The organism is Halofilum ochraceum, from assembly GCF_001614315.2.
Lineage (GTDB): Bacteria > Pseudomonadota > Gammaproteobacteria > XJ16 > Halofilaceae > Halofilum > Halofilum ochraceum.
The window spans coordinates 667,288-679,735 of the sequence record NZ_LVEG02000001.1; the positions used below are offsets into that span (position 1 = coordinate 667,288).

A 12,448-nucleotide genomic window follows, 5' to 3' on the forward strand; every position below is an offset into this window, starting at 1 on the left:
GGGGATCGAATGACACCGTTTTCAGTCGCCGGCGTACAGATGTACGTCTCGGCCACCACCAGCAACGTCAGCGAGATGCGCCGCCAGCTCGCGATCCTGGTCCATCAGTTCCCCTGGGTCGACATGGTCGTCTTCAGTGAACTGGCACCGTATGGACCGCTTCCGGGCAATGCCCCCGAGGACGCCGCCGCGGCCGAAGCCGAGTTCCAGGAGATGGCGCGGGAGTTCGGCGTGTGGCTGGTTCCAGGATCCATGTTCGTCCACGACCAGGGGGGCATGTACAACACGGCCATGGTGCTGGATCCGGACGGCGTCATCGTCGGGCGGTATCGGAAAATGTTCCCGTTCACCCCCTATGAGCAGGGCGTGGAGCCGGGGCACGACTTCCTTGTATTCGACGTCCCGGGTGTCGGCCGCTTCGGCCTGACCATCTGTTACGACCTCTGGTTCCCGGAGGTGGCCCGCACGCTGGCGTCGATGGGCGCGGAAGTGATCCTGGCACCCACCTTGACGAATACGATCGATCGGGGCGTTGAACTGGCTATCGCCCGGGCCATGGCCGCGGTCAACCAGTGTTATGTGATCGACGTGAATGGGGTCGGTGACGGCGGCTACGGACAGTCCACTTTCGTCGGTCCCCAGGGCAACGTGATCCACCAGTCGGGCGCCGGTCCGGAGCTCGTGCCGCTGCAGCTCAATCTGGAACGGGTTCGCTGGGAGCGCGAGAACGGAATCCATGGTCTCGGGCAGGTGCTCAAATCGTTCCGGGACCGGCGGGTGGAATTCCCGGTCTATCGCTGGGAAACCTTCGACAGCACCTATCTCGACAGCCTCGGCGAGATCCGCAAGCCGGATCGGCGTCAGCCACCGAAGGCGGCCGGTACGCATCCGCGCCCAGACGATCTCCAGTTGCCGCCCACCGGCGACGGCACGCCCGGATTCCAGCCGGGTTGACTCCGTCAGACCGGATATCGGCCGCGCAGGGCGTGAGCCGCCGTGGCATCCTCGCGATGCAGGCCGGGCATTGCCCGGCTGCATGGTCCACCCGCCACCCGATCCGCCGAGGGCCCGCACGGTGAGCATGACGCTGTCTCCGGGACACTATTACAACGCCTCGCAGCTGCGTGCCGACACCTGGCAGCGGCTCAAGCACGACTCGATGCGCCTGGCGGAGCACGTATCGAGCGGCCGCGAGGTGCAGCAACTGCGTGAGCGGGTGCGAGCGGCACTCGAGACACTGACTCCCATCGAGACCTACTGGGCTTTCCCGGGGCCGTTCCATTTCCGCCAACTGCATGACTTTTTCAACGATGAAGAGTATGTAGAACTCGCCCATGAAGTCGGGCGTCTGGTGCGGGCGATGGTCTCCGGGAGTTACCGGCGCCGGCGTCTCGATCAGGACCAGGAAAGCCACTTCGACGACCTCGATGACCACGAGGCGAGTGACGATTTCTCCAGCGATCCGCAGGCGGGGCGGCCTTATTTCGAGGTCATGGTCGTCGACCACATGTCACACCAGGCGAAGCAGTCGCTGCGCCATGGCCTGCATCGGATGCGGCGCTCCGAGGACGCATTCCTGTACGAGACGGTGATCGTGCCCTCACTCGAGGATGCCGTGATTGCCGCATTGCTCAATCCGATCATCCAGGCGGTCGTCATCCGCTACGATTTCCCCCTGAAGACGCAGAACGAACAGCCGCTGATCCAGCGTGAATTGAGCCACGTCTCGCTCGACCAGGCGGCGGAGGCCGAGCCATCGGAACGGGGGCTACTCCTGGCGAGTCTGCTGTTCGATCTCCGGCCCGAGGTCGATGTCTACCTCGTGACCGATTTCCCGGTCGAAGATATCGCCGTGCGGTTGCCCGATAACGTCCAGCGCGTGTTCTATCAGCAGGAAGACTTCCTGGAGCTCCACCTGAACCTGCTGCGCGGCATCAATCGGCGCTACCGCACCCCGTTTTTCGAGGCGCTGAGCGAATACAGCCGCCAGCCGACCGGTGTGTTTCACGCCATGCCCATCAGTCGCGGCAAGTCGATATCCAAGTCGAACTGGATCCGCGACATGGGCGAGTTCTACGGGATGAATATCTTCCTCGCCGAGACTTCGGCGACATCCGGTGGACTGGACTCGCTGCTGGACCCGCACGGTCCCATCAAGGAAGCCCAGGAGGCCGCCGCGCGCGCGTTCTTCGCGCAGCGCACCTTCTTCGTCACCAACGGCACGTCGACCGCCAACAAGATCGTGGTGCAGGCGCTGGTACGCCCGGGCGACATCGTTCTGGTCGATCGCGATTGCCACAAGTCGCATCATTACGGCCTTGTGCTCGCCGGCGCCGAGGTGGTCTACCTCGACAGTTATCCGCTCGACGACTTCTCGATGTACGGCGCCGTACCGCTGCGCGAGATCAAGCGCAGCCTGCTGAAACTCAAGGCGGCGGGCAAGCTGCATCGCGTCAAACTGCTCCTGCTCACCAACTGCACCTTCGACGGCATCGTCTACAACGTTCAGCGCGTGATGGAGGAGTGCCTCGCGATCAAGCCCGACCTCGTTTTTCTCTGGGATGAGGCCTGGTTCGCGTTCGCCTCGCTGGGCGCCACCTACCGCCAGCGCACCGCCATGTGGGCGGCCCGGAAACTGCGCGAGCGGATGGCGAGCGAGAGCTACCGCGAGGCGTATCGCGCGCAGGTCGCGGCGCTCGAAGGGGCCGACGACGAAACCCTGCAGTCGACCCACCTGCTTGCGGATCCAGCCGCCGTGCGGATGCGCGTGTATGCCACGCACTCGACCCATAAAACGCTGACGGCGCTGCGCCAGGGTTCGATGATCCACGTCCACGATCAGGACTTCAAACACCTGAATGAGGACGCGTTTCATGAGGCCTACATGACGCATACCTCGACCTCACCGAACTACCAGATCCTTGCATCGCTGGACCTGGGGCGTCGCCAGGTGGAGCTTGAGGGCTACGAACTGATCCAGAAACAGGTCGAAATGGCCATGGTCCTGCGCCAGCGCATCCGCAGCCACCCGCTCCTGTCGCGCTGGTTCCGCTTCCTCGAGACCGCGGATCTCATCCCCGAGGAATTCCGCGGCACCGGCAGTGCATACGAATCGGAGGTGGATGGCGGCAAGGGCGAGGTGCTATGGGATGCGTGGACCGACGGCGAATTCGTGCTCGACCCCACCCGCCTGACCCTGTTCGTCGGCGCAGCGGGGATCGAGGGCAACGAGTTCAAGAATGCCCACCTGATGGACAAGTACGGCATCCAGATCAACAAGACCTCGCGCAACACCGTGCTGTTCATGACGAACATCGGCACGACGCGCTCCTCGGTGGCGTATCTGATCAAGGTGCTGGTCGCCATCGCGCGTGATCTCGACGGGCAGCTCGAGGACATGTCGCGGACGCAGAAGCGGATCCACGAGCAGCGCGTGCGGGCGCTGACGAGCGAACTGCCGCCGCTGCCGGACTTCAGCTATTTCCATGACCGGTTCCGCATCGATGCGGCCGGCGATACCCCCGAGGGCAATATCCGCGAGGCGTTCTTCCTGTCGTACGACGAGCCGGCCTGCGAATACCTCGGACTGAATAACCGCGAGATCGACCGCGAAATGGCATCCGGACGCGAGATCGTATCGGCCATGTTCGTGATCCCGTATCCGCCGGGTTTTCCCATTCTGGTCCCGGGGCAGGTCGTATCGAACGATATACTGGATTTCATGCGGGCGCTCGATGTAACCGAGATTCACGGCTATCGGCCGGAACTCGGGTTGCGCGTCTTTACGCAGGCGGTGTTGGGCGACGAAAGCAGCGCGGGCACGGGGGCCTAACGGGTCAATACAACGGAACGGTCGCCGCCCGTGCATGAACGGGGAAGCGGGACGGCCGGCTCATGAGGGGGCGCAGGGCATGACACAGAAGCGCGGAAAAAAGAAGCTCAAAGGGATTTCCGATATCCGCCGGTATTTTCACCGCAATTCGGACCCGATCTACTTCATCAGCGCAACGAATTTCAACCTGCTCGGACTCGACGAGTGGGTCAAGAACTTCAAGTACATCAATTACATGGATTGTTACGACGGACGCCACCCGAACACGCTGGCACCCAGCCCCGAGCCGCATCCGGAGTTCCAGTCGATCGAAGAGATCAATAACTACCTGCTGGAGCACAAGGAGGTCATCGACTGGATCAAACAGCGGGGCGGGAGGCCCAAGGCGGTCTTCCTCATGTTCGACGAATCCACGGAGAAACTCGCCAAAGAACTCGGGCTGAAGGTCTGGATGCCGTCGGCGAAACTGCGAAGCCGACTCGATGACAAGATCGAAACGGTCCGGATCGGCAACAAGGCGGGCGTGCCGTCCGTCCCGAACATGCTGGTTCACATCAAGTCGTACGACGACCTGATGGCGAAGGCCGAGAAACACGGGCTGGGCCGCGACCTCGTGCTGCAGTCGGCCTATGGCGATAGCGGCCATACGACATTCTTCGTCTCGAAACGACGGGACTTCGATCGGCACGCCGGGGAAATCGTCGACCAGGGCGAGATCAAGGTCATGAAGCGCGTCGACGTGCGCCAGGCGACACTGGAGGCGTGCACGACGCGCCGCGGAACGATCGTTGGCCCGTTGATGACGGAGATCGTGGGGTTCAGCGAGTTGACGCCGTATCGCGGCGGCTGGGCGGGGAACGAGATCTTCGCGGACGCGTTCACCCCGGAGATCCGCGCCAGGGCGCGTGATCTCACGTTCCGGTTTGGCGAGCAGTTGCGCAAGGAAGGGTATCGTGGCTACTTCGATCTCGATTTCCTCATCGACAAGAAGACCGGGGAACTCTGGTTGGGCGAACTGAATCCCCGGATCACCGGCGCCAGCTCGATGACGAACCACGCGGCCTTCGCGCACGCGGATGCGCCGCTGTTCGTGTTCCATCTGCTCGAAATGTCCGGCGTGGATTTCGATCTGGACGTGCACGAGCTGAACGCCCGCTGGTCGGACCCGGACAACATCGACAGCTGGAGCCAGGTCGTCATCAAACACACCGAAGAGACGGTCGACGTCGTCGAATCGGCACCGGAAACCGGCATCTACAAATTGACCGATGAAGGCATGGTCTTCAGTCGTTTCGACTATCACCGGCGTGCCGTGGAGAACGAGGATGAGTGCTTCTTCATGCGCATCGCCGGTCCCGGCGACGTCCGTTATGAAGGGGCCGATCTGGGCATCCTGATCACCCGCGGACGCCTGATGACCAAAGGGTTCCGGCTCAACAAGCGCGCCCGGCGCTGGATCGAAGGCGTCAAGAGTCAGTACGCTGGGCGTCCGGCGGCGGAGGAAGGGCAGCGGGTTCCTGAACCGGGGGCCTTCAAGATCTTCTAGCTTCACTGGGCGCCACGTGGTCGCGCAGCGGCGGCGAGGGGGCGGTGGGCCGGGCGCTACACTTCGGTTTCGAGCGATCAGGCGAGTCACATCAGCAAGCGCCGGGGGCGCTCGGTGTGACCGGATCGGGGAGAAAGCGTGGAACTGACCTTTCAGGCAGTAGCGGAACAGCGGATCGGGTCGGAATGGTCGCGCCTGTTCCGCTCATTCTGGCCCGCGTATCGGCGCTGGTTTCTGGGCGAGGGCATCGACCGGCGGCCGACCTACGCGGCCGGTCTGCGCCAGCTGCGCGAGCACATGCCGGAGCTGATCCCGACCTACGAGGCCGCCTGCGAGGCCGCCGGGGGCGGTGATCTGGAGGCGCGTTGCCTCGCGCTGTGGTCGCCGCCGGCATATGTAACCGGCTGCAGCCAGGTCGTTTGGCTTGATGATGAGCCGATGCTCATCCGCAACTATGACTACGCGCCGGGCGCCTGTGAGGGCGTTCTGCTTGATTCGTGCTGGAACGGTCGCCAGGTGATGGCCGCGACCGACTGCCTCTGGGGCGCCCTGGATGGCGTCAATGAGGATGGTCTGGCCGCATCGCTTACGTTCGGCGGCCGGCAGGTCGTCGGCGAAGGCTTCGGGATCCCCCTGATCGTGCGGTATGTGCTGGAGTTCTGTGCCGATGTCCCCGAGGCCTGCGCTGCGCTGCAACGACTGCCCAGTCACATGGCGTACAACGTGACCGTGGTCGACCGGGCGGGACGTTTCGCGACCGCCTATCTCGCGCCGGACCGCGAGACCGTCATCCGCCAGGTGCCGGTTGCCGCCAACCATCAGGGCCGGATCGACTGGCACAACTTCGCGCGCGCGACCGCGACGCTGGAGCGCGAGCGTTTTCTGTACTTCCGCCTGCAGGACAGCTCGATGACCACGGAGCGCCTGATCGACCATTTCCTCAAACCCCCGTTGTACACGCGCGCGTATGCGAACGGGTTCGGGACGATCTACACGGCGGTCTATCGTCCGGCCAGTGGTGAGGCGACCTTCATCTGGCCGGGGAAGAGAGTGGAACAGTCATTGCACGCGTTCCGCACCGGGCAGCATCGACAGCGGTTCGATGCCGACACGGACACAACGGTCGCGGGACCGGTCCATTGATTTTCGATCCATCCATCATCCATTCCCACTCACGACGAAGCCACAGCCCCGGTCGGGGAGACCGCGGTCCAGGCCTCTGCAACTGAACCAACGGGTATGCCCATGTCCTCAAAGATGGTTTTCAAGACGCCCCTTTCCGAGCGTGACGCACTGCGGGCCGCGCTGGATCAGCACTACCGCGCCGACGAGAGTGACTGTATCCGCAATCTGCTCGCCGACCTCGAACTCTCCGGGGACAGCCGCAGCCGGATCCATGCCTATGCCCGCTCGCTGGTCGAGGCCGTGCGCGAGGAGAGTGCAAACCAGGGCGGCATCGACGCCTTCCTGCACGAGTACGGGCTCGCGACCCATGAGGGCGTGTTGCTGATGTGCATCGCGGAGGCCCTGCTGCGGATCCCCGATTCCGAGACCCGTGAACGCCTGATCCGCGACAAGCTGGGTAGCGCCGACTGGAAACAGCATCTGGGTCATTCGCGCTCGCTGTTCGTCAATGCCTCGACATGGGCGCTGATGATGACCGGACGGGTCGTGGGTATGCACGATTCCGTCGGCCGCTCACCGGATGCCGCGCTGCGGCGCCTCGTGGCCCGCCTCGGCGAGCCGGTGGTGCGCGAGTCGGTGAACCAGGCGATGCGCATCATGGGTCGTCAGTTCGTGATGGGGCGCAGTATCGAGAACGCGATCGAGCGCGCCGAGAAGTGGGAGAAGCGCGGCTACAGCTATTCCTACGACATGCTCGGCGAAGCCGCGCGCACAATGGACGACGCCAAGGGCTACTTCCGCCGCTATAAGCACGCGATCAAGAAAATCGGCGAGACCGCTGGCGGGCGTGGCCCGATCAACGGGCCGGGGATCTCGGTCAAACTCTCCGGCCTGCATCCGCGCTACGAGGTCGCCAATCACGAGCGCGTGATGGAAGAGCTGATGCCGCGGCTGCGGGCGCTGTGTGTCGATGCCGCGCACTACGACATCGGCCTCAACATCGACGCCGAAGAAGCGGACCGCCTGGATATCTCCATCGACTGCATCGAGGCCATCTCGGGCGATCCCGAACTCAAGGACTGGCAGGGCTTCGGGGTCGTCGTCCAGGCCTACCAGAAGCGTGCGCCGTACGTCCTGGATGTGCTGGCCGATATGGGCCGGCGCCACGAGCGGCGATTCATGGTGCGCCTCGTCAAGGGCGCCTACTGGGACATGGAGATCAAGCGCGCCCAGGAGATGGGCGTCGAGGACTATCCGGTGTTCACCCGCAAGGTGAACACCGACGTCTCCTATCTCGCATGCGCCCGCAAACTCTTCGCGAACACGGATGTGTTCTATCCGCAGCTGGCCACGCACAACGCACACTCGATCTCCAGCGTGCTCGAGTTCGCCGGCAACAGCCGTGACTTCGAGTTCCAGCGGCTGCACGGCATGGGCGAGGACCTCTACGAGCGCGTGATCGAGCACGATCAGGTCGGCGCGGGCTGCCGCATCTATGCCCCGGTCGGTCAGCACGAGGATCTGCTGGCCTATCTCGTGCGGCGATTGCTCGAGAATGGCGCCAACAGCTCGTTCATCAATCGCATCCAGGACGAGTCATTGCAGATCGATGAGCTGATCGCCGATCCGGTGCCGCAGGTACAGGCGTTGACCCGCGTGCCGCACCCGCGGATCCCGTTGCCGCGCGATATGTTCGGCCCGGAGCGGACCAACGCACTCGGTGTCGATCTCACCGATCGGACGGAACTGCAGGGCCTCAAGGACGGCATGGAGGCCGCGACCAGCAAGGCGCGACGGGCGGATCCGATCATCAATGGCGAAGCGGTTGACGGTCAGGATCAACGCGAGATCCGCGCACCGCACGACCGCGGGCGGGTCCTCGGTGAGACCAGCGAGGCGACCGACGAGCAGATCGAACGCGCCCTCCAGGCGGCCCATGATGCCGCCCGCGAATGGGCGCGAACCCCGGTCGCGGAGCGGGCGGCCTGCCTCGAGCGTGCCGCGGACCTGATGGAAGAGCGCATGACCCGGCTGCTGGGTCTGATCGTCGCCGAGGTCGGCAAGACGCTCAACGATGCCGTGGCCGAGGTACGCGAAGCGATCGATTTCTGTCGCTACTACGCGCTGCGGGCGAAACAGGACTTCTCCAGCGAGATCCAGCTGCGGGCGCCGATCGGTGTCGACCGCAGGATCGAGCTGCAGGGCGGTGGCGTGTTCACCTGCATCAGCCCTTGGAACCTGCCCTTCGCCATCTTTAACGGCCAGGTGACGGCGGCGCTGGTGGCGGGCAACTCCGTGCTCGCCAAGCCGGCGGAACAGAGCCCGCTGATCGCAGCCGAGGCCGTGCAACTGCTGCACGAGGCCGGCATCCCGCCGGCCGTGCTGCATCTGGTTCCGGGCGAGGGCCGACGCGTCGGCGGCAAACTGACTGCGGACCCGCGCGTGACCGGTGTCTGCTTTACCGGGTCGACCGAGACCGCGCGGGCGATCAACCGCGTGCTGTCGAAGCGGGATGGCCAGATCCCGCCCCTGATCGCGGAGACCGGCGGCCAGAACGCGATGATCGTCGATTCCACCGCGCTGACCGAACAGGTCACGCGCGATGTCGTCACCAGCGCATTCCAGAATGCCGGTCAGCGCTGCTCCGCTCTGCGCGTACTGTTCGTGCAGGAGGATGTGGCCGACCGCACGCTGGACATGATCTCGGGCGCGATGGATGAACTGACGGTCAGCGATCCGCAGTTGATCTCGACGGACGTGGGGCCGGTGATCGACGACAACGCCCAGAAGATGCTGAAGGATCACATCAAGCGCATGCTGGGCGATGCCACCGAAATCCGCCGTGCGCGTCTGGGCCCGGCGACCGAGAACGGGAGTTTCGTGACGCCGGCGGCGTTCGAGATTGACGGCATCGAACAGCTCAAGCGCGAGGTATTCGGGCCGGTGCTTCATGTCGTTCGTTACAAAGCGGACCGGCTCGACAAGGTGATCGACTCGATCAACGCCACCGGCTATGGCCTGACCATGGGCGTGCACAGCCGGATCGACGAGATGTGGAAGCAGTGCTACCAGCGCGCCCGTGTCGGTAACAACTATGTCAATCGCAATCAGATTGGTGCCATCGTCGGCGTACAGCCGTTCGGTGGACAGGGCCTGTCGGGGACGGGTCCCAAGGCGGGCGGACCGCTGTATCTCCACCGCTTCGTCTCGGACCGCCCGGTGAACGGCGATGCCCGGGCCGCGTCCTCGGCCGGTAATGGTGCGACCGCGATCGACGAGCAATGTGTCAGCGCCTCGGGCCTCAAGCGCGCGGTGGAAGCCCTGGCGAAGAACGGCTCCGAATGGCACGAGGGGCCCGAGGCCCGATCAGGCGTACTGGAGAAAGCGGCCGATGCCTTCGAATCGGAACCGAAGGCGCTGCGGGGCATCGACGCCGCCGGCGACGGTGAAGCCCGGCGCGGCGGCGATTATCTGCGCGTGTATGCCGCCCAGGTGGAAGCGGATTTCGCCTCGCCGATGCAGCTGGCCGGCCCAACCGGCGAGCGCAACGAACTGTCGTTCTGGCCGAAGGGTGCCGTGGCCTGTATCGCGTTGGACGGGCAAAGCGCGGTCGGGAACCTGATCGCCCAGGCCGGCGCCGCACTCGCGGCCGGCAACACCGCCGTCCTCTGGCACCCGGAAGCGGGCGCCGCGGAGGCGGTCGTCAAAGTGTTGCACAAAGCGGGCGTGCCGCAGTACGCGGTCCAGGCCGTCGCACCGGGCAAGGATGCGACGCTCTCCGATCTGATCAGTGCTGAAGCAATCGATCTGGTCGCGTTCGCGGGCGAGGGGCCGACGGCACGCGAGGCCGCGACCGTACTGGCCGGGACCGAGGGACCACTGCGCCAGCTGGTGCTGTTCCAGGAAATGCCCGCCGATTCGGACGACTTCATCGGCCAGGGGCAGCCCGTGGCGAGCAGTCCGCACTATCTGTATCGCTTCGTCCACGAGCGTTCGCTGTCCGTGGACACGACGGCCTCCGGCGGCAATGCCTCGCTGCTGTCGATCGAGGACCATCCGGGCCTCCCCGGCGAGAGCTGAAGGCGGCCCAGGAAAGGGGCCGGCGGGTATGCCCGCCGGCCCCGTTTGTTCTCCAAATTCTCTGACGCGGGTACCGCACAGCGCCCGCTGGGCAGTAATCCCGGGCCTTAATCGATTGCCGGAATCCGGCCGACCACACGCACGTCGGCGTCATCTTCGACCGCTACGACGACAAGTTCCCCCTCGCGCGGGAACACGCCCGTCAGGGCGGTGATATTCACCTGGTGGGTCACAAGCACGGGGGGCGGATCGAGCGCGGCCTCGCGCAGGAACGCCCGCAGCCGCGGCATGATCTCCGCGCGCGTGTACGCGTCGCCGAAGAAGGAGTTGAGTCCGTCGAGCGGCTCGACCGGCCCGATATCCAGCAGTTCCGCCGTCTCGGTGCAGCGGCACCAGCGACTGGTATAGACCGTTCTCCCATCGATGCCGCGTTCGCGCAGCCGCGCCCCGGTCTGCCGCGCCTGCTCGCGGCCCGTCTGATCCAGATTGCGCTGCGTACTGCAGTCGCCGAGCGTGAAGTCGGCTGGATCGCCCGTTCCCGGTGCGTTCGCATGTCGCATGAGAATCGCGTGGCCCGGTTGTGACATCGCCTCCCATGCGCTCGACGGATCGGCGGTGGCCGGCACCGACAGCAGCGTCAGGAGTACGGTCAGACAGCGATTGATCGTCCGCATCAGGAAGTCTTCCCGGGGAGTTCGTGCAGTCATTCGACTGCATGCTGCGAGTGGATGAGGGGGTGAACGGGAACTGCCAGCGTCGATTCTTACAGGCCCGGCGGCTACGTCATTTCTGCATCCAGCCCCTTCCGGTCAGCCCGCGGGGATATACCGAAATAACCGCGGTATCGACGGCTGAAATGGGCCGGGCTGCGGAAACCGCTTCGGTGCGCGATCTCGGTGATGCTGGCGGCCGTATGCAGCAACAGTTGGCGGGCGCGGGCCAGACGGACACCCATGTAGAATGCGGTCGGCGTGGTGGCGAGATGGGCTTCGAACAGCCGCTCGAGTTGGCGCTCGGACACACCGATGTAGCCCGATATCTCGGTCAGCTGTATCGGTTCCTCGACGTTCGCTTCCATCAACGCGACCGCACCGCTCAGTCGGTCCTGGCCGGTACCGATACGGTGGCGCAATGGAATCCGCTGTCGGTCGTTTCGATCCCGCATGCGTTCGTGAATCAACAGATCGGCCGCGGCGGGGCTGGTGGTGCCGTCACCACAGGTCTCTGCGATGAACTGCAACATCATGTCCATAGCGGCCGTGCCGCCGCTGCAGGTATAGCGCTGACGGTCGACCTCGAATACATGCTCGGAGGCGATGATGCGCGGAAAATCGGCCGTCAGCGAAGGCAGGTCCTGCCAGTGAATTGTGCAGCGGTAACCATCCAGCAGACCGGCACGGGCCAGCAGCCAGCTGCCCGTGTCGATTCCGCCCAGCCCTGTGCCGCGTCCGGCCATGCGCCGGAGCCAGTGGATCAGCCGGCGCTCGTCCGGGAACTCGATCGGGTTGGGACCGCAGAGGAACAGGGCTGTCACCGCGGGTAGATCGTCAATCGCGCAGTCGACCTCGGTACGGACCCCGTTGCTGGCCACTATGGGCTCCCCGTCCGGCGAACAGGTGAGGGCACCGAACAAAGTCTCGTGCACGACCATATTGGCCATGCGCAGCGGTTCGATCGCGGAAGCGAAGGCGATGTAGGAGAACCCGGGTACCAACAGGAGCGCGACGCGGTGGGGTGCCGCGTCGAACGTCGCTCCATTGAGCGGGACGGGCGCGGCTGCGCTGTGTGTTTCCGGTTCCGGGTGTTCGCGTGTTGCGGTCATGGCGTCAGCCATCCCCGGTGAATATTACGGGAGTTCAGCGTGA

7 protein-coding genes are annotated in these 12,448 nt (G+C 64.6%); 5 read left to right on the forward strand and 2 right to left on the reverse strand.

Annotation, left to right across the window (positions count from 1 at the left end):
- Positions 1 to 9: 9 nt before the first annotated feature.
- The 5 genes from A0W70_RS03015 (at position 10) to putA (ending at position 10,583) form a co-directional block, all read left to right on the forward strand.
- The gene (locus A0W70_RS03015) at positions 10 to 954 is read left to right on the forward strand and encodes a carbon-nitrogen hydrolase family protein (RefSeq protein ID WP_083330719.1); all 945 of its coding nucleotides are present in this window, start codon (positions 10 to 12) and stop codon (positions 952 to 954) included.
- A 127-nt stretch (positions 955 to 1,081) separates the two neighbouring features.
- Positions 1,082 to 3,832 carry an aminotransferase class I/II-fold pyridoxal phosphate-dependent enzyme gene (locus A0W70_RS03020; RefSeq protein WP_070988156.1) on the forward strand — a complete coding sequence of 917 codons (2,751 nt, stop codon included), beginning with the start codon at positions 1,082 to 1,084 and terminating at the stop codon, positions 3,830 to 3,832.
- A gap of 79 nt (positions 3,833 to 3,911) precedes the next feature.
- Positions 3,912 to 5,378, forward strand: a complete 1,467-nt coding sequence (locus A0W70_RS03025) for a biotin carboxylase (protein WP_070988290.1) — start codon at positions 3,912 to 3,914, stop codon at positions 5,376 to 5,378.
- 138 nt (positions 5,379 to 5,516) lie between these two features.
- Positions 5,517 to 6,521 carry a C45 family autoproteolytic acyltransferase/hydrolase gene (locus A0W70_RS03030; RefSeq protein WP_070988157.1) on the forward strand — a complete coding sequence of 335 codons (1,005 nt, stop codon included), beginning with the start codon at positions 5,517 to 5,519 and terminating at the stop codon, positions 6,519 to 6,521.
- 102 nt (positions 6,522 to 6,623) lie between these two features.
- The gene (gene putA / locus A0W70_RS03035) at positions 6,624 to 10,583 is read left to right on the forward strand and encodes a bifunctional proline dehydrogenase/L-glutamate gamma-semialdehyde dehydrogenase PutA (RefSeq protein WP_245675792.1); all 3,960 of its coding nucleotides are present in this window, start codon (positions 6,624 to 6,626) and stop codon (positions 10,581 to 10,583) included.
- Positions 10,584 to 10,690: 107 nt separating this feature from the next.
- Here the strand turns inward: putA and A0W70_RS03040 are convergent, their stop codons facing one another.
- Together A0W70_RS03040 and A0W70_RS03045 are read right to left on the reverse strand one after the other, a co-directional pair.
- Positions 10,691 to 11,257, reverse strand: a complete 567-nt coding sequence (locus A0W70_RS03040; protein ID WP_070988159.1) for a histidine phosphatase family protein — start codon at positions 11,255 to 11,257, stop codon at positions 10,691 to 10,693.
- Between the two features lie 104 nt (positions 11,258 to 11,361).
- A complete protein-coding gene (locus tag A0W70_RS03045; RefSeq protein ID WP_217495366.1) occupies positions 11,362 to 12,405 on the reverse strand; it encodes a GlxA family transcriptional regulator in 1,044 nt (347 codons plus the stop codon).
- Positions 12,406 to 12,448: the final 43 nt, after the last annotated feature.